Below are 17,734 nucleotides of genomic sequence, written 5' to 3'. Positions count from 1 at the left end.
GGCGGCCTCACTGACGGAGCGCAATATCGATCAACCGATGCAACTCTTCAACCTCCAGCGCCTGCGCCGAAAACAGGATGCGAAACACCGTCGGCGCCACCACCATATTGATCAGCCGGTCGACACTCGGCTTCGGCTGATCGGGATAGCGATCCAGAATCGTCTGCAACTGCCCGCCAATGATCGTCACGCAATAGCCCGGCGTGGCGCTGGATTGCACGTCGCGCATCATATTGCGCCCGGGCTCGGAACTCATCTCGTCCAGATACTGCTCCGCCCAGGCCCGCACATCAGCGCGCAGGCTGCCGGTGTTGGCCGGTTCACTGTCGGGGCGCATGCGGGCGAGGGCGACGTCGGCCAGCAGCGCCGACAAATCACCCCAGCGCCGGTAAATGGTCGACGGCGTCACCCCGGCCCGGGCCGCGATTTGCGGGACGGTCACGCTGGCGCGGTCCTGCTCTTCGAGGAGATCGCGGACTGCCGAATGAATTGATTCCTGAACCCTGGCGCTGCGGCCGCCAGGGCGTAAACCTTCTTTAATAGCCATGCGGCGGACCTTAACACAAAGAATTTGCTTTAAGCGAAAGCCAGTAGCACACTCCGCAAAAGCAAAAAATTAGCTTTTGCGGAGTGTGCTTATGTCCCGTCTAACGACAAACCGTTCCAGCCTGTGGTTTCTGGCGATCACCTTACTCAGTTTTCTAGCCGCTTCCACAGCGCCGACCCCGTTGTATCACTTGTATCAGGAGCACCTGCAGTTCTCGGCGGCGACCCTGACCCTGATTTTCGGCGTTTACGCCCTCAGCTTGCTGGCGGCGCTGCTCACAGTGGGTTCGCTCTCGGACTATCTGGGGCGCAAACCGGTGATTTTTACCGCCGTGTTACTGAACATGCTGGCGATGTTGCTGTTTATCAATGCCGACAGCGTCGCCTGGTTGATCGGTGCGCGGGTCCTGCAGGGTTTTGCCACGGGAATGGCCACCGCCGTTTTGAGTGCGGCGCTGCTGGACACCGACCGTCAGCAAGGGCCGATGGTCAATAGTGTGGCGCCGTTGCTGGGCATGGCGCTGGGCGCCATGGGCTGCGGTTTGTTGGCCGAGTTTGCGCCGCTGCCGCTGCAATTGACCTATTGGGTGCTGTTCGCGCTGTTTGTGATGCAAGCGCTGTATGTCTGGCGTCTGCCGGAAAGCGTCAGTCGACAACCCGGTGCCTGGGCCTCGCTACGGCCGACCCTGCATGTGCCGATTCAAGCGCGGCGTATGGTGTGGCGGGTGCTGCCGATAGATCTGGCGGTGTGGGCGCTCGGTGGTTTTTTCGCTTCCCTGGCGCCGTCTCTGGTGCGGACAGCCACCGGGTCCACGTCAAATTTGATTGGCGGGGCGACGGTGGCCGTGTTGACGGTAACGGGCGCATCGATGATCTACACCTTGCGCAATCGGCCGGCCGACAAGGTCTTGCTGTTGGGGGCGAGCCTGCTGCCGGCAGGCGTTGCGCTGATTCTGCTGGCGGTACACAGCGCCAGCCTGCCGTTGTTTTTCTTCGGCACCCTGGTGGCGGGCGGCGGTTTTGGCGCGGGCTTCCTGGGTGCCCTGCGAAGCATCGTGCCGCTGGCTTTGCCTCATGAACGGGCGGGGCTGATGTCGGCATTTTATGTGCTCAGCTATCTGGCGTTCTGCTTGCCGTCGTTGCTGGCCGGCAACCTGACCCGCACCTTTGGTTTGGTGGCGACCACTGACGGTTACGGCGCGGTGCTCATCATCCTGTCGCTCGTTGCGCTGTTTGGGTTGATCCGTGAGCAACCCGCCAAAGCCTGTGGCGTCGATGTTCGATGACCGTTAGCCTTGGCGCTGCCATTCATTCGACGGACCGACCCATGAAGATCATCCGCAGCAAATCCTTCACCGGCGACCGTGCCTGGGCGGCGCTGGACATTGCCAACATGAACGGCATCACCACTCGTTTGCACTGGACCGATCAGCCTTATAAATGGCACGTAAACGACGGTCAGGAAGTGTTCGTGGTGCTCGATGGGCAAGTGCAAATGCGTTATCGCGAAGAGGGCCTGGAGAAGGAAACACTGCTCGAGGTCGGCGATATTTTTTATGCATCGGTGGGCACCGAGCATGTGGCTCATCCGTTGGGTGTGGCGAGAATATTGGTGATCGAGACGGAAGGCAGCGTCTGATGCGTTATCTATAAAGCAGATAACAGTTAGAGATATTGCCCGTTATATCGATATTCGATTTGGATCTACCATGAGCTCCACCTCACCAGAGGACAGGAGTTCACCATGACATGCACCCAAAGCGTTAAGCCCGGTATCAAACCGCTCAGTCATTTGCAGCACCCTCGAGAAGCCATCCGCCAATTCACCCCCAACTGGTTCGCAGCGACCATGGGCACGGGTGTATTGGCGCTGGCGCTTGCGCAATTGCCGGTGTCGAATCCCGCTCTGCATGCGTTTGCCGAAGGCCTGTGGCTGTTCAATATTGTTCTGTTTGTCTTGTTCACAGGTATGTATGCCGCGCGTTGGGCAATGTTCTTCGACGAGGCGCGGCGGATTTTCGGCCATTCCACGGTTTCGATGTTTTTCGGCACCATTCCCATGGGCCTTGCGACCATCATCAATGGCTTTCTGTTGTTCGGTCTGCCGCGCTGGGGTGACGGCGTGATCCATGTCGCCGAAGTACTGTGGTGGCTGGACGTGGCGATGTCGCTGGCTTGCGGCGTACTGATTCCCTACATGATGTTCACCCGTCAGGAACACAGCATCGACCAGATGACCGCCGTCTGGCTGTTGCCGGTGGTGGCGGCAGAAGTGGCGGCTGCCAGTGGTGGGTTGCTGGCGCCGCACCTGGTCGATGCTCATTCGCAACTGGTGGTGCTGGTCACCAGCTACGTACTCTGGGCCTTTTCCCTGCCGGTGGCGTTCAGCATTCTGACCATCCTGTTGCTGCGCATGGCGTTGCATAAATTGCCCCACGAAAACATGGCCGCCTCGAGCTGGCTGGCCCTCGGCCCCATCGGCACGGGCGCATTGGGCATGTTGCTGTTGGGCGCCGACGCACCGGCGATCTTTTCCGCCAATGGTCTGCCGGGTATCGGTGAGATTGCCGCAGGGCTTGGCCTGGTGGCCGGCATCACGCTGTGGGGCTTCGGGCTCTGGTGGATGCTGGTGGCGCTGCTGATCACCCTTCGTTACTTGCGCGCCGGTATCCCGTTCAATCTCGGCTGGTGGGGCTTCACTTTCCCGCTGGGGGTCTACTCCCTGGCCACGCTGAAACTGGCCAGCACCTTGAACCTGACGTTTTTCAGTGTCTTTGGTTGTGTATTGGTCGCGTTGCTGGCGGTGATGTGGCTGATCGTCGCCAAACGTACGGTGCAGGGGGCGTGGCGGGGCGAGTTGTTTGTCTCGCCGTGCATTGCAGGATTAAAGAAATAAGGGGCAAAGATTAGGTAATGTGTGTGGCCTGGATCGACGTTCGATATTCCAATAACAATATCCAAGCCATTCGCTACCCAAATCAGGGACACATGGAAGATGAGTCACCCCTCTCAGTTCACCTTGCTTCGCACTCGGCGCTTCCTGCCGTTTTTTGTCACGCAGTCCCTCGGGGCCTTCAACGACAACATCTTCAAGCAGTCGCTGATCCTCGCCATTTTGTACAAGCTGACAATCGAGGGTGACCGCTCGATCTGGGTCAACCTGTGTGCGTTGCTGTTTATCCTGCCGTTCTTCCTGTTCTCGGCCCTGGCCGGGCAATTCGGGGAAAAGTTCGCCAAGGACGCGCTGATCCGTCTGATCAAGCTCGGGGAAATCGTCATCATGACGGTGGGGGCGGTCGGTTTCATGTTCGATCACCTGTCGCTGATGCTGCTGGCGCTGTTTGCCATGGGCACTCACTCGGCGCTGTTCGGGCCGGTGAAGTATTCGATTCTGCCTCAAGCCTTGCGCGAAGAAGAACTGGTGGGCGGCAACGGTCTGGTGGAAATGGGCACCTTCCTGGCGATTCTCGCCGGGACGATTGGTGCCGGGATCATGATGTCCTCCAGCAACTACGCGCCGGTGGTGTCCGCAGCGATCATCGGTATTGCGGTACTCGGTTACCTGGCCAGCCGCAGCATTCCCCGGGCCGCAGCGGCATCGCCGCAAATGCGCCTGAACTGGAACATCTTCAGTCAGTCCTGGGCCACCTTGAAGCTGGGCCTCGGGCAAACCCCTGCGGTATCGCGTTCGATCGTCGGCAACTCATGGTTCTGGTTTGTCGGGGCGATTTATCTGACGCAAATCCCGGCGTATGCCAAGGAATGGATGCACGGTGACGAGACCGTGGTGACGCTGATTCTTACGGTGTTCTCGGTCGGTATCGCGCTGGGTTCGATGCTCTGCGAGAAATTGTCAGGGCGCAAAGTCGAGATCGGTCTGGTGCCGTTCGGCTCGTTCGGTCTGACGGTGTTTGGCTTGCTGTTGTGGTGGCATTCCGGCGGGATTCCAGACAGCGTTGCCGGCCATGGCTGGATCGAAGTCCTGGGGTTTGGTCACACCTGGCTGGTATTGATCGACATCCTCGGGCTTGGGGTCTTCGGCGGTTTCTACATCGTGCCGCTGTATGCGCTGATCCAGTCGCGTACTGTCGAGAACGAACGGGCGCGGGTGATCGCCGCCAACAACATTCTCAATGCCCTGTTCATGGTGGTGTCGGCGATTGTGTCGATCGTCTTGCTGAGCCTCGCCAAGCTGTCGATCCCGCAGCTGTTCCTGGTGGTGTCGCTGCTGAACATCGGCGTCAATGCTTACATCTTCAAAATCGTCCCTGAGTTCAGCATGCGCTTCATGATCTGGCTGCTCGGCCATTCCATGTACCGCGTCGAGCATCGCAATCTGGATCTGATTCCCGATGAAGGCGCGGCGCTACTGGTTTGCAACCATGTGTCGTTCGTTGATGCCTTGCTGATTGGCGGCGCAGTGCGTCGGCCAATTCGCTTTGTGATGTATTACAAAATCTACAACCTGCCGGTCCTGAACTTCATCTTCCGCACGGCCGGGACGATTCCGATCGCCGGGCGTCAGGAGGACATTCAGATTTACGAAAAAGCCTTCACCCGTATCGCCCAATATCTGAAGGATGGCGAGCTGGTGTGCATTTTCCCTGAAGGCAAGTTGACCGCCGATGGCGAGATCAATGAGTTCAAGGGCGGGCTGACACGGATTCTCGAAGAAACGCCGGTGCCGGTGATTCCATTGGCGTTGCAGGGTTTGTGGGGGAGTTTCTTCAGCCGTGATCCGGACAAGGGCGTGTTTCGCAGGCTGTGGTCGCGGGTGACCCTGGTGGCGGGGCCGGCGGTGGCCGTTGAAGCGGCTGAGCCGGCGACATTGCAAGGGTTGGTGGGGGAGTTGCGTGGGGCGGTTAGATAGTCGGTGACTTTGCGGGCCTCATCGCGAGCAGGCTCGCTCCCACAATGGTTCTGCGCCGTTCACAAATCCACTGTGGGAGCGAGCCTGCTCGCGATTGCGGTAGTGGCCTAAGCGCTAACCTTGAGCCCAACCAACCCGGTAATGATCAACGCCACACTGGCCAGCCTGAACAGCGCCATGGACTCACCAAACAAGATGATCCCGGCGATCACGGTGCCCACCGCACCCACGCCCGTCCAGATCGCATAGGCTGTGCCCAGCGGCAATTCCTTCATGGCAAGGCCCAGCAGGCCAAGGCTGATCGCCATGGCGGCGACGGTCAGTGCGGTAGGAAGAGGGCGGCTGAAGCCGTCGGTGTACTTCAGGCCGACGGCCCAGCCGACTTCGAACAGGCCGGCGAAAAACAGAATGATCCAGGACATCAAAGACCTCCATCGATGGATGGGGTCGTCCCCGGATTAATCACTCGAACGAGCCGCGAGGTCGTCCCCGCGTTGCGCAATAGAGTGCCCATCATTAACCCGAGGATCAAGTTTGCGGATCAGTCGGCGGCCTGCTGAGCTGCGATTTTCCGATCCTCCTTCTCGCTCATGCGACGGAAATACGTCGAGAGCAATGCCCCGGAAATGTTGTGCCAGACGCTGAACAGCGCGCTTGGCACCGCCGCCAGCGGCGAGAAGTGCGCACTGGCCAGCGCCGCGCCCAGGCCGGAGTTCTGCATGCCGACTTCCAGTGCCAGGGATTTACGCTGGGCCAATGGCAGGTTGAACAGGCGTCCGGTGAAGTAACCCAGCAAGTAACCGAAGCTGTTGTGCAACATCACCACGGCCATGATCAGCAGGCCGGACTCGGCAATCTTCGCCTGGCTGGCGGCCACCACGGCGGTGACGATGATCACGATGCTCACCACCGACACCAGCGGCAATACGTCTACCGCGAGACGAACCCGATCACCGAGTACGCGCTGGGCAACCACGCCGAGCACGATCGGCAGCAGCACGACTTGCAGGATCGACCAGAACAGCTCCATGAACGACACCGGCAACCAGGCCGAGGCCAGCAGCCAGATCAGCGCCGGCGTCAGCAGCGGAGCGAGGAGGGTGGTGACGGCGGCAATGGCCACCGACAACGCCAGATCGCCGCGAGCCAGCCAGGTCATCACATTCGACGAGGTGCCGCTTGGGCAGCAGCCGACCAGAATCACACCGACGGCGATTTCCGGCGGCAGGTGGAAAGCCTGGCAGAGCAACCACGCCACACCGGGCATGATCACGAAATGGGCGACCACGCCCAGGGCCACGCGCCACGGATGGCGAGCGACTTCGGCGAAGTCTTCGAGCTTGAGGGTCAGGCCCATGCCGAACATCACCAACCCCAGCAGCGGCACGATGGCGCCTTTCAAACCGATGAACCAGGCCGGTTGCAGAAACGCGACAACGGCGAAAATCAGTACCCAGTAAGCGAAGGTGTTGCCGACAAAACGACTCAATGCAGCCAGTGCGCGCATGGCCTGATCCTTATTTAAGTAGCACCACAAAACCAATGTGGGAGCGAGCCTGCTCGCGATGAGGGACTGACATTCAACAATGATGTTGACTGAAACTCCGCTATCGCGAGCAGGCTCGCTCCCACAGTAGGCATCACACGTCTTTAGATACCCTGCGGCGTCTCTTCACCACCCAACGCTTCAACCATCGACGGCAGGAAGTCGCCGAACGTCAGCATCATCAAGGTGAAGCTGGCGTCCAGTTGGCCCAGGGCTTCGTCGCCACCGTCCTGTTCCGCCTGATCTTGCAGCAGGTCTTCGAACTTCAGGCGTTTGACCACCATTTTATCGTCGAGCACGAACGACAGTTTGTCCTGCCAGGCCAGCGACAGCTGAGTGACCACTTTGCCGGTGCTCAGGTGCAGCTGGATTTCTTCGCTGGTCAGATCCTGACGCTTGCAGCGCACGATGCCGCCATCTTCGTGGGTGTCGCGCAGCTCGCACTCGTCCAGCACGAAGAAATCATCCGCGGCTTTCTGGGTGGTGACCCACTCGGTCATGGTGGCGGTCGGCGACATCTTCACCGTCAGCGGACGCACCGGCAGCGTGCCGATCACTTCGCGCAGGGTAGACAGCAGGTCTTCGGCACGTTTCGGGCTGGCGGAGTTAACCAGGATCAAGCCTTGTTTCGGCGCGATGGCGGCGAAAGTCGACGAGCGACGGATAAAGGCGCGGGGCAGGAAGGCCTGGATGATTTCATCCTTGATCTGATCGCGTTCCTTTTTGTAGACCTTGCGCATTTGTTCGGCTTCGATCTCTTCGACCTTTTCCTTCACCGCGTCGCGTACGACGCTGCCCGGCAGAATGCGTTCTTCCTTACGGGCGGCGATCAGCAAGAAGTCGCCGCTGATGTGCACCAGCGGCGCGTCCTCGCCCTTGCCGAATGGCGCGACGAAACCGTAGGTGGTCAACTCCTGGCTTGCACATGGACGCGCCAGTTTGGTGGCCAGTGCAGTTTCCAACGCCTCGGCATCAAAAGGCAGATCTTGGGTCAGGCGATAGATAAGCAGGTTTTTGAACCACATGGGGTGAGTCTCTCCTTTAATACAAAGGGGGGCATTATTGTCTTCGCGGTGCCATAGGCCAACCCTTCTCTAAGCCTTTGGAAGGCATGAGAAAATTAATTAAAAAAGTGCTTGCCAGAGGTTGGGTCGCTCCGTAGAATGCGCGCCACACCGAAAGTGAAGGGTGATTAGCTCAGCTGGGAGAGCGTCTGCCTTACAAGCAGAATGTCGGCGGTTCGATCCCGTCATCACCCACCATTCGCTTTAGTGTTACGCGCAGCGGTAGTTCAGTCGGTTAGAATACCGGCCTGTCACGCCGGGGGTCGCGGGTTCGAGTCCCGTCCGCTGCGCCATATTCGGTAACCTGGAACGCTGAACGCCAGGTCACCACGGAAAGCCCGCTAACGCGGGTTTTTTTCTGTCTGAAGTTCCTGCAGGGTGTGTCGTTTTACCGGTTTTCAGATTTTTTTGATTTTTTATCAATTAAATCAACACTTTATGAAAATCTGTGGCACAATGCGCCCCGCAACGAAGGTAAAGGGTGATTAGCTCAGCTGGGAGAGCGTCTGCCTTACAAGCAGAATGTCGGCGGTTCGATCCCGTCATCACCCACCATTTACTTTCAACGCTACGCGCAGCGGTAGTTCAGTCGGTTAGAATACCGGCCTGTCACGCCGGGGGTCGCGGGTTCGAGTCCCGTCCGCTGCGCCATATTCGGTAACCTGGAACACTGAACGCCAGGTCACCACGGAAAGCCCGCTTGATGCGGGCTTTTTGCTGTCTGGGATTTGGCTTTGTGCAGTCTCTCCACTGAAAAAGCGACCTGTTCGGGTAATTGTAGGAGCCAGGCTTGCCGGCGAAGGCGCTCTTAAGGACGCCTTCGCCGGCAAGCCTGGCTCCTACGGTTTCTGTGTCGCCTATTGTTCGGCGTTGCGGCGGTGTCGGTAGTCGCTCACGGCCTCGTACACCGCTTTACGTAACCGGTTGATCCCCCCAATCGGCCTATGGGCTTCAAGGCCGAACCATGGGTTGAACGACAGGTTGTCGCATTGGAGATTCAGCGCCGGGGTGTCGAAATCCTGCGCGGGCAGTTTGATCCGGGCCACGGTTTCGAAAGGTGCGTCGCGCTCACGCCATTCGATACTGGTGTCTTCGATCGGCATGTATTGGCTCGGGTTCTGACGCTGGATCTGTAAAACGAAACAGGCCGGCACCCGATCGGTCGACAGCTGCTGGTTCAGCGCACTGCGCAGGAAGTTCGGCAGGTTTTGATTTTGCTTGGGCAGCGCGTAGACCGGGCAGTTATCTGGATCCGGCATCACCCGGAATTTGGCGTTGGCTTCACCAAACTTGTACGGCGAAACCGAAAAATAAGTGGTCTGCGTCGGGCTTGCCGGGGCAGGAGAGAGCGTCGCCAGCGCAATAAACAGATGGCGAACCTGCCAGGTGCGCGGGTCCCAATCCGGGAAGAACGCCATCACCGTTTTGCCTTCAGCCTGAGCGGCCACATTCTGACGATACTCGGCGACATCGCTGACAAAGAAGTTCGGATGATTGAACATCACGAAATCCTGTTCGCTGCGCCCTTGCCGGTCACTCAGTAACTGTTTACCCGGCACGTCGAGCAGTTTGATCGCCATGCCACGGGCATCGCGGATGCTGTCGAACTGCGGATACGCATTGCCATTGGACAGCCGCATCGTCGCTTGCCAGGTTTTGCCGGGTTCGCTGAACACGCCTTGACGCAACTCCACCGCCAGATCCGGCAGCACCTGAACCTCGGCCTTCACACAACCATGGGCCTTGGCATGGGCATCGCGCAGGTAGCGGGTACTTTCGCGGTGTTGATCGACGATTCGCACGGCCGTCTGGATGATGTCCTGAGTCATTGCCGCTTCGCCGTCCGGAATCAGTTCTTCAGCCGATACCGGGCCGCGATGCTGCCAGGCGGAGAAAGCCATGATCAGGGTCCAGCCGAGCACGCCCAGACCCAGCAACCACAGCAGGGTTTGGCCGAGGAAGGCGCCCAGGCGCAACCAGAGAGTAATCAGCATGGGTCAATCCTTTTGACTGAGGCGGCGGTCTGGCAATTGCGACTCCAGCGGGCCGCCCAACACTTTCAGGTATTCCAGCAGTGCCCAGCGTTCCTCCGGTTGCAGCAGGCGACCAATGACGCCGTTCCCACGCTCGCCTGCGCGGAACTCATGGCCGCTGTTGTGATTGCCGGTGACGCGCGTGTCGAACACGAAACCGTTGGTGAAGGCTTCGGTGCGATAACCCAAATGTTTGGGGTCGTATTCGAAGGTGCCTTTGTAGAACGTGGTGGCGCGTTCATCCTGAGGCGAGAGCAGTTGATAAATGCTCGGTACCGAACCGTTGTGCAAAAACGGCGGCGTGGCCCAGACGCCCGCCAGTGGTCGAGCTTTGTAGCTGCGCAATTCCTGAACGCCGATCGGCAGGCCGAATCCGTCCAGGTTCGGGCGCTCTGCGGGTGTCACATTGGCTTCGCGGTAGGCTTGATTGCCCACGAAAGCAGTGACGTAAGCCAGTCCCTTGGCCACTGACAACTGGCTCATATCCAATGGCTCTGTGGGTTTGGGGTGCAGTTGTACGTCCAGTTGCGCAAGCTCTGCCGGATCCCACTGCAAGGCCGTCAGGTCGAAGCGGTGGTCGGCAATGTTGTTGGCGGCGCCAGCATCTGTGCCAACCACCTCCACCGGCAGCAATTTCAGATGTTGCACTGCTCTGCCGTCGCTTTGGGTGACGCGGGGTACATGACAACCGGCGCAGTTTTCAGCGAAAAGTTCTCGGCCTTTTGCGGCCAGGGGCTTGTCGATGTTGCCCAACAAGGCTTCCGGCCAGGCAGGCGGTTTGAGTCGTTGCAGGGTTTCTTCGATACGGTGCAGATCACGCACTCGCACACTGGACGGGTAGCGGTCGTCGCCCTTGAGCGGCTGTCCGTTACTGTCGAAGAAATTCAGCGTAGCGCCGACACCCAGGGCCTCACCGATATTACGGGCCATCGGTTGCTGCGCCGAACCGTTCCACTGCACCCAGTCGAAGGTCCACATGTCCCACAGTTGCGGGTAGTCCACCGGTGCGTTGGCCACGCGGTAGTTGGCGGGAGAAATCGCGTCGCCGAAGCTGGCGTTGGCAATACGCCCGAATGCATCGGTGCGGCCGGGGCCTTCTTCGGTGGGGTAGAGGCCTCGATGGGTATCGTTCCAGGCCACTTTCAAGAACGTATCGAGGGAGATTTTGAAATCTTTACGCAGCTGTTGATGCCCTGCGTCGTAGTCCTGACCCAAAACGTTGCGTGCGAAACGTTCGAATTTCCAGGGGTTGTAATAGGTCGAGGCGAGACTGGCCACCAGTGCCTGCCCGAAGCTGCCGCCACGCAAGGTAGGAACGCTGGAAGGCAACACATGCTGGGCCGAGCCGCCATCAATGCGTACAGCCTGGCCCTTGAAGCGTAATTCGCCGGTGTGGCAGGCGGCGCAGGTGATGTCCAGAAACTCGTCCGGGCTGCCGGGGTTTTGATGGCGGGCAAAACCGACGGGCAGGTTACCAGGATTGTCCGGCGTGGCTTTCTGGCTCGGATCGATCAGAAAACCAAAACGTGCGAGGTATTCGGGGGCGGCGAAGCGTTTTTGCGAGAAGGGCAGTTCGAGGGCATTGAACCAGTCATAGCGCAAGCCTTTGACCTGGGTGCCCTGGGGCGTGAAGTAGTAAGTCTGGCGGTCGGCAGCGCTCCATTGCTCCAGGTAATGCACCTGTTGCGCCGGTGACGAGGCCGGCAATTTCGGGTTGGCGACGTAGTACAGCACCACGGCGAGGCCCAGCCCCAGCAATACTGCGATCAGAATCAGCAAGCGGAATAGAAGGCGCAAAATAAACATCCTTGTCAATTTGTAGCTCTCTTATGCCTCAGCTGACGAAGTGCGGCAAGAGGCCATTACGCCAGAGGCTGTGGGAACCGGTATCTGAGTCTGTAAGAGCTAAATGACAGAAGCTTCATCCTTCTATTGCCCAAATGCGTTTAAACACCTGAACTTCTCAGGCGTTTGCTGCTCTCATGCCGGTAGCCATTGGTCGTGGCGGCCTGATAAGCTCGCGGCTTTACTCGATTGCCCTTTAGGCGCATGAACAAGGAAATAGCATGAAACAGCATCGGTTGGCGGCGGCGGTGGCCCTGGTTGGCCTGGTACTTGCGGGTTGTGATTCGCAGACCAGCGTAGAGCTGAAAACCCCGGCGCAAAAAGCTTCCTACGGTATCGGCCTGAACATGGGCAAAAGCCTCGCTCAGGAAGGCATGGATGACCTGGATTCCAAAGCGGTAGCTCAGGGCATCGAAGATGCCGTCGGCAAGAAAGAACAGAAGCTGAAGGATGAGGAACTGGTTGAAGCCTTCGCAGCACTGCAAAAGCGTGCTGAAGAGCGTTTGGCGAAAATGAGCGAAGAGGCGGCAACCGCCGGCAAGAAATTCCTCGAAGAGAACGGCAAGAAAGCGGGTGTCACCACCACGGCTTCCGGTCTGCAATACGAAGTGGTCAAGAAAGCCGACGGCGCTCAGCCTAAGCCGACCGACGTAGTGACTGTTCACTACACGGGTAAATTGACCAACGGCACCGTTTTCGACAGTTCCGTCGAGCGCGGCAGCCCGATCGATCTGCCGGTCAGCGGTGTGATTCCGGGTTGGGTCGAAGGCCTGCAACTGATGCACGTTGGCGAGAAGTACAAACTGTACATCCCTAGCGAACTGGCTTACGGCGCCCAAAGCCCAAGCCCGGCGATTCCAGCCAACTCGGTGCTGGTGTTCGACCTGGAGCTGCTGGGGATCAAGGATCCAGCAAAACAAGACGCTACCAAGTAATCTGCGTCTGCTCTGAAAACAACGCCTCGCTTATGCGGGGCGTTGTTGCATCTGGCGTTCCGCGGGGGTAAACAAGGCGAACGGATACTGACGGCTGGAGTCATAGCCATTGAGGACGCGGCGCTAGACGGGCCGAGGCGCCAAGTCAATGAAATCTTGGGTTTTTTTATGTGAGTAAAAAACGCCCGATCTGAGTCAGGCCCTTATGAAACGGGGCTTTCAGCGGTGAAAAATAGCTCTGTTCACAAGGTTATCCACAATTTGTGTGGATAACATTTCAGCGGGAGAAAATGATGAAAGCACCCTGGAATTTCGCTCGTTTTCTGCCTCTGGCCGGACGCCTGCTCGCCCGTGGTCGTTTGCCGACGCTGCTGTTCGCTGTTGCCAGCAAAGGTGCCAGCCAGGGCAATCGTCTGGGCAAGCTCAAAGACGATCTGCGCCTGTTGCAGGCACTCTGCCTGGCCTACTGGCGTGGTGAGTATCGGGCCATCAGCCCGAAAGCCATGGTTTCGGTGGTGGCCGGGCTGATGTATTTCCTCAGCCCGGTGGATGCCATCCCGGATTTCATCCCGGTATTCGGCATGCTCGACGACATTGCGGTGCTGGCCTGGCTGATGAAAGTCCTCGATGACGAACTCAACGCTTTCCGCGCCTGGCGCAAACGCCAGCTGCCGGAAAAACTCGCGGTGGTAGAACGCCTGCCCGATACCCCGGAACAACTGCAACTTCAGGGCCCGAAAAAAACCTGAACCGATTCAGGATCATCCATATTCATGCCCCCCGCGACCTTGGCCGCTGTTAGGATTACACTTCTAAGGAAAAGCGCCGACTCGCTAAGTGTCGTTGTCCTACGGGGTAGTCATGGATATTCAGATAATTACACGCGAAGGCGAGCCCGAATATGCGGTTCTGCCATGGGCTCAGTATCAGGCTCTACTGAAAGCAGCAGGCATCAAGCAACAACCACCGCGCGAGGCCACAGTGCCTCCCGCGGCGGCACCCGACCAGATTCTTCCGGGTCTGGATCAACTACGCAATTTGCGCGAAGGGAAGGGCATCGCCATTGAGGCGCTCGCCCGCACGGTAGGCATCAGCCCGTCATATCTCGCCTTGATCGAAAGCGGTGAGCGTCAACCCGACGCTGCTATTCGCCGCAGCCTCGCCTGGGAATTGACGGTGCCAGGATGGAGGGATGAATCGTGAGCGTACGCATCAGTCGTCAACATTGGGACGGATTGCTGGGGGAGCTGGATCAGGCGCGTCGTCAGCGCCATCTTTTGACTTATCGGGCGTTGCTGGAGCGTTTGCAGCTACCCACGCCCGCCATGCAAACCTTGACCGCAGCCCTTGAACATCTGGCCGCGCTGGATGCCAGAGCCGAGCAGCCGTTGCGCAGCTCGTTGGTGATCAGCCAGGGCGCGAGTCGCTTGCCGCGCACCGGCTTCTTTGAATGTGTCGAGCGCCTCGGGCGCTTCTCCGGCCCGTCCGATGGCGTGGCTGCCGCGTCCTGGCATGCCTCGGAAGTGGTGCGGGTGTTCGAATACGAGTACCCCGAGTCGGCGGAAGCCTGAGTGTTTTTGCGACTCAAGGCGCGGGCCAGTTACTGGCTGGCCCGCCGGTTGTTCCACTGGTCGTGGTTTGTGCGTCAGCCGCGAGGCTGGCGTTGGCTCGAGGGCCAGTTCGCGCGCATGGCGAACCTGGGCGATGTCGGCGCCCAGAGCTTCTACGGCCACATTCTGACCTTTCGCGGCGTCGGTCTTGGTGCTCGCGAGGAGGGCATGCGATTGCTGCGCCTGGCCGCGTTGGCGGGGGATGGCAAGGCGGCCTATCAGGTTGGCGTGATCAGTCTCGCGGGAACGCCGAGCAAGGCGCCGGATCCGGTTGAAGCAGCGCGGTTTTGGCGTATCGCCTTGAAGGCCGGGCATCCGTTGGCTGAGATCAAGTTGAAAGAGTTGGCATCCCGCGGTTCTGTGGATTAAACCGTTGCGTGTCTGACAAATTAACGTGGCGTGAGGGAAACCTCCCGCCACGTTTGCGTTTTTGCCTGTTTGTGGATTAATGAATCGCCATTAGCGAATCGCCCTACATCAACATCATCCTTTCCCGGCTTCTTTCCTGATTGATCCCCCGCAAAGTCTCGCGCGTTTATTGCCGGGTAGATCCATCGGAGATTTCCTTCAAGTTGTAGCGATTTGCATGAACTGGTGCGAAATGAGTTCACCCGATAGCCTTTGATGGTCACTGAAAATTCAGTGGTGGGGTGTAGGAACCCTTTATTAGCATCGGTAATGCGTAAGCGTCGAAACCTGGTTTGCGGCCGACAGTGTGCGTCCGTAAGCTCTGTTGCGGCGGCTGTGCGCGGGCACGCTTCGGCGTGGTCGAGTCTCCGATGCTCGGTATTCCTACCCCGCGTATAGCTGCCACCCAAGCCTGTAGGAAGGCTTTTGGCAGCTCCCATTTTCATCGGAAGGTCTCAAATGCCAACACTTCATCCTGATCCACCCTACGAAAAACCAACTCCCCACCCCAAAAGCCGCTTCATGGCGCTCACCAGCAACTGCAACGACATGCCCACGCTGTTCGTCGATACCCACGCGCCGCTGGACATTCTGACCGACGCCGCCAGCTATCGAATCCGCGCCGTCACCCAGGTGCTTGAGAACCTGTCCATGCGCGGCTCGGTCGAGTGTGATTCGACGATACTCAGCGACTTTGCCTTGCTCTGTGCCATTCCACTGCGCGATGGGTGTGATGTGCTGGATGTGATTGGGCGGCGGTTGCGGGCTCGGCCTTCGGAATAGCGCCGAACAGCTTTTTGTGACGAGGGCGCTTGCCCCAATGCAGGTAAGTTAAGCGAATATCCTGTGGGAGCGTGGCTTGCCCGCGAAGAAGGCACCGCGGTTTTTCAGGCATTACGCGTCATCGTTCTTCGCGGGCAAGCCACGCTCCCACAGGTTCTGCGTCTTAAGCCGGCCTTCGCCACAAGAGCAAGATCAAAAGATCGCAGCCATCACCGATGTCCGGCAACCAACGCTTCCTCGGTTGCCGGCACCGCCAGGCTATCAATCACATGCACGCTGTACCCCGGCACATTCTTCGCGTGGTGCTTGGCCTGCGAGGCCATCTCGGCCAACTGGCTCGCATCGAGTTGTCCACAGGCCTGTGGATGCAAATGCACCACGCCGATAGACAGGGACAGCAGCGGGAACTCCTGTCTTACGCCCTGACGGTTGGGGGCGATGAAGCAGCCGGCTTCCAGGTGTTCGCTGCGGTAAAAGCGTCGGCATTGGCTGTGGAAGTCGTCCAGCAATTGGTTCAGACGTTTGCGCCAGTCTTCCGGGCCGAGCACCAGCAGGAAGTCGTCGCCGCCGATATGGCCGACGAAGTCGCGGGCCGGGTCGACGCGGTCGCTCAGACATTGCGCCAGGCACAGCAGGACTTCATCCCCACGACCGTAGCCGTAGATGTCGTTGAAGGGTTTGAAGCTGTCGATGTCCACGTAGCAGATCACCGATTCCCTTTCCTGTTGTAGCAGCCGTGTCAGGCATTGCTGGATCGGCACGTTGCCCGGTAGCAGGGTCAGCGGGTTGGCGTAGCGCGCTTGCTGGATTTTCAGTTCGGTAATCAGCTTGAGCACGTCGATCACTCGGCCCAGTCCCAGATAGCTGCCGTTGAGGGTGATGATGAAGTCTTCTTCGATGCGTTGTCGGGCGCGACTGGTGATCAAGCGGCTGACCTGTTGCAGCGACTGGCTCATTTCCACGGCGAGGAAGTCGTCGCTCATCAGGCGGCTGATGGGTTTGCGGGCAAACAGGTCGGTGGCAAAGGGCTTGAGCAGGGCGTCCGAGAGCGAATGACGGTGGACGATGCCGCAGGGCTGGCCTTGTTCGTCGAGCACCGCCAGGGAGTTCAGGTTGGCCTGGCGACGGAAGGCTTCCAGCACGGTGGCGGTCGGGGTGTGGCTGGTCACCGCCGGCAGGTCGTTGAGCAAGGCGCTGAGATCGCTGACTTCTTCGTTCAGTATCGCTGCAGCGCTGTTTGGTTTGGGCATCAAGGTTCGGGCATCGCGGGGCGGATGCTCTTGTGGTCGGCAGAGCAGATAGCCTTGCAGCAGATCGACGCCCATCTCGGTCAATACCGCGAGCTCTTCCGGTAATTCGATGCCTTCGGCAATCACTTTTGCCCGGGAAGCCTTGGCGATCTGCAGGATCGAGCCGACGAATTCACGCTTGAGCGCGTCCTGATGAATGCCGTCGATAAAGTGCCGATCGATCTTGACGTAATCCGGGCGCAATTCTGACCAGAGCCGCAAGCTTGAATAACCGGCGCCCAAATCATCCAGGGCAATGGAAAACCCCATTGCCCGATAGTGATGCAGGGCGTTTTGCAGCAACTGGAAATCGTCGGTCGGGGTCTGTTCGGTCAGTTCGATCACCACCTGGCTCGGCGGTATGCCGAAATCCTGCAGCAGTTGCAGGGTGCGTCCGGGTTGGTGGGCGGCTTCAAGCAGGGATTCGGGGGACACATTGAGGAAAAGTTTGCCGGGCAGTTGCTGCTCATTGAAACGGCGGCAAGCACTTTGACGGCAAGCGATCTCCAGCTCGCTGAGGCGACCGGCCTGGCGGGCAACAGCGAACAGGGCGACAGGGGAGTGCAGCGGACTGTTGGAGGGGCCACGGCTGAGGGCTTCGTAACCGATGATACGTCGTTCAGAGAGGGAAATGATCGGTTGGAACAGGCTGTGCAAACCGCTTTGAGTCAGTATTGAACTCAAGGCACTCAGCTGTTCGGTCGTGGTCATGGCGTTCTCTGGCGATAAAAAAAGGACCGGGCGTACTCTCGTTAAAGAGCACGCCCAGTCCTGTATTTCACGACAGAATGATGACTGTTTGATG

Annotated in this window: 17 protein-coding genes and 4 tRNA genes; 14 read left to right on the top strand and 7 right to left on the bottom strand. The window is 58.9% G+C overall.

Annotated elements, in window-relative coordinates; genetic code table 11:
- Nucleotides 1-7: 7 nt before the first annotated feature.
- A complete protein-coding gene (locus KGB14_RS15515) occupies nucleotides 8-547 on the bottom strand; it encodes a TetR/AcrR family transcriptional regulator (protein WP_223487667.1) in 540 nt (179 codons plus the stop codon).
- A 91-nt stretch (nucleotides 548-638) separates the two neighbouring features.
- Between KGB14_RS15515 and KGB14_RS15510 the strand changes: the two genes are divergently transcribed.
- The 4 genes from KGB14_RS15510 to KGB14_RS15495 all read left to right on the top strand — a co-directional run bounded on the left by KGB14_RS15510 (nucleotide 639) and on the right by KGB14_RS15495 (nucleotide 5,416).
- Nucleotides 639-1,832, top strand: coding sequence for an MFS transporter (locus KGB14_RS15510; RefSeq protein ID WP_223487666.1), 1,194 nt, complete (start codon nucleotides 639-641; stop codon nucleotides 1,830-1,832).
- Nucleotides 1,833-1,873: 41 nt separating this feature from the next.
- Nucleotides 1,874-2,185: a cupin gene (locus KGB14_RS15505; protein WP_223487665.1), complete on the top strand. Its 312-nt coding sequence runs from the start codon at nucleotides 1,874-1,876 to the stop codon at nucleotides 2,183-2,185.
- 105 nt (nucleotides 2,186-2,290) lie between these two features.
- On the top strand, nucleotides 2,291-3,442 hold the full coding sequence (locus tag KGB14_RS15500; RefSeq protein ID WP_223487664.1) for a TDT family transporter: 1,152 nt from the start codon (nucleotides 2,291-2,293) through the stop codon (nucleotides 3,440-3,442).
- A 99-nt stretch (nucleotides 3,443-3,541) separates the two neighbouring features.
- Nucleotides 3,542-5,416, top strand: a complete 1,875-nt coding sequence (locus KGB14_RS15495; RefSeq protein WP_223487663.1) for an MFS transporter — start codon at nucleotides 3,542-3,544, stop codon at nucleotides 5,414-5,416.
- Between the two features lie 107 nt (nucleotides 5,417-5,523).
- Here KGB14_RS15495 and sugE read toward each other — a convergent pair whose 3' ends face one another.
- From sugE to rdgC, 3 genes are all read right to left on the bottom strand, one after another.
- Entirely contained in the window at nucleotides 5,524-5,838 is a 315-nt protein-coding gene (gene sugE / locus KGB14_RS15490; RefSeq protein WP_018925158.1) for a quaternary ammonium compound efflux SMR transporter SugE, read from the bottom strand.
- 119 nt (nucleotides 5,839-5,957) lie between these two features.
- Nucleotides 5,958-6,923 (bottom strand): bile acid:sodium symporter family protein, encoded by a 966-nt coding sequence (locus KGB14_RS15485; protein ID WP_223487662.1) that lies wholly within the window; start codon nucleotides 6,921-6,923, stop codon nucleotides 5,958-5,960.
- A gap of 143 nt (nucleotides 6,924-7,066) precedes the next feature.
- The gene (gene rdgC, locus KGB14_RS15480) at nucleotides 7,067-7,987 is read right to left on the bottom strand and encodes a recombination-associated protein RdgC (protein WP_223487661.1); all 921 of its coding nucleotides are present in this window, start codon (nucleotides 7,985-7,987) and stop codon (nucleotides 7,067-7,069) included.
- Between the two features lie 161 nt (nucleotides 7,988-8,148).
- Between rdgC and KGB14_RS15475 the strand changes: the two genes are divergently transcribed.
- The 4 genes from KGB14_RS15475 to KGB14_RS15460 all read left to right on the top strand — a co-directional run bounded on the left by KGB14_RS15475 (nucleotide 8,149) and on the right by KGB14_RS15460 (nucleotide 8,677).
- A tRNA-Val gene (locus KGB14_RS15475) sits at nucleotides 8,149-8,224 on the top strand.
- Between the two features lie 18 nt (nucleotides 8,225-8,242).
- A tRNA-Asp gene (locus tag KGB14_RS15470) sits at nucleotides 8,243-8,319 on the top strand.
- A 186-nt stretch (nucleotides 8,320-8,505) separates the two neighbouring features.
- A tRNA-Val gene (locus KGB14_RS15465) sits at nucleotides 8,506-8,581 on the top strand.
- 19 nt (nucleotides 8,582-8,600) lie between these two features.
- Nucleotides 8,601-8,677: transfer RNA gene (locus tag KGB14_RS15460), tRNA-Asp, on the top strand.
- 206 nt (nucleotides 8,678-8,883) lie between these two features.
- On the opposite strand, the gene KGB14_RS15455 is transcribed toward KGB14_RS15460, so the two are convergent.
- Both KGB14_RS15455 and KGB14_RS15450 read right to left on the bottom strand, forming a co-directional pair.
- A complete protein-coding gene (locus tag KGB14_RS15455; protein WP_223487660.1) occupies nucleotides 8,884-10,020 on the bottom strand; it encodes a catalase family protein in 1,137 nt (378 codons plus the stop codon).
- A 3-nt stretch (nucleotides 10,021-10,023) separates the two neighbouring features.
- Entirely contained in the window at nucleotides 10,024-11,856 is a 1,833-nt protein-coding gene (locus tag KGB14_RS15450; protein ID WP_223487659.1) for a di-heme-cytochrome C peroxidase, read from the bottom strand.
- Between the two features lie 269 nt (nucleotides 11,857-12,125).
- Here KGB14_RS15450 and KGB14_RS15445 point away from each other — a divergent pair, with 269 nt between their 5' ends.
- The 6 genes from KGB14_RS15445 (at nucleotide 12,126) to KGB14_RS15420 (ending at nucleotide 15,640) form a co-directional block, all read left to right on the top strand.
- A complete protein-coding gene (locus KGB14_RS15445) occupies nucleotides 12,126-12,839 on the top strand; it encodes an FKBP-type peptidyl-prolyl cis-trans isomerase (protein WP_223487658.1) in 714 nt (237 codons plus the stop codon).
- A gap of 293 nt (nucleotides 12,840-13,132) precedes the next feature.
- The gene (locus KGB14_RS15440; RefSeq protein ID WP_223487657.1) at nucleotides 13,133-13,588 is read left to right on the top strand and encodes a YkvA family protein; all 456 of its coding nucleotides are present in this window, start codon (nucleotides 13,133-13,135) and stop codon (nucleotides 13,586-13,588) included.
- Nucleotides 13,589-13,700: 112 nt separating this feature from the next.
- Nucleotides 13,701-14,042, top strand: a complete 342-nt coding sequence (locus tag KGB14_RS15435) for a helix-turn-helix domain-containing protein (RefSeq protein ID WP_223487656.1) — start codon at nucleotides 13,701-13,703, stop codon at nucleotides 14,040-14,042.
- Entirely contained in the window at nucleotides 14,039-14,410 is a 372-nt protein-coding gene (locus KGB14_RS15430; protein WP_007898892.1) for a hypothetical protein, read from the top strand. Before KGB14_RS15435 ends, KGB14_RS15430 begins: the two co-directional genes overlap by 4 nt.
- Entirely contained in the window at nucleotides 14,411-14,818 is a 408-nt protein-coding gene (locus KGB14_RS15425; RefSeq protein ID WP_223487655.1) for a sel1 repeat family protein, read from the top strand.
- Between the two features lie 498 nt (nucleotides 14,819-15,316).
- Nucleotides 15,317-15,640 carry a hypothetical protein gene (locus KGB14_RS15420; protein WP_223487654.1) on the top strand — a complete coding sequence of 108 codons (324 nt, stop codon included), beginning with the start codon at nucleotides 15,317-15,319 and terminating at the stop codon, nucleotides 15,638-15,640.
- Between the two features lie 209 nt (nucleotides 15,641-15,849).
- Here the strand turns inward: KGB14_RS15420 and KGB14_RS15415 are convergent, their stop codons facing one another.
- Complete coding sequence (locus tag KGB14_RS15415; RefSeq protein ID WP_223487653.1) at nucleotides 15,850-17,640, bottom strand: bifunctional diguanylate cyclase/phosphodiesterase; 1,791 nt, start codon at nucleotides 17,638-17,640, stop codon at nucleotides 15,850-15,852.
- Nucleotides 17,641-17,734 lie beyond the last annotated feature (94 nt).

The organism is Pseudomonas sp. A-RE-19, assembly GCF_019956555.1.
Taxonomy (GTDB): Bacteria; Pseudomonadota; Gammaproteobacteria; order Pseudomonadales; family Pseudomonadaceae; genus Aquipseudomonas.
Note: the sequence above shows the minus strand (reverse complement) of the source record. Positions and strands in the feature narration are given on the sequence as shown.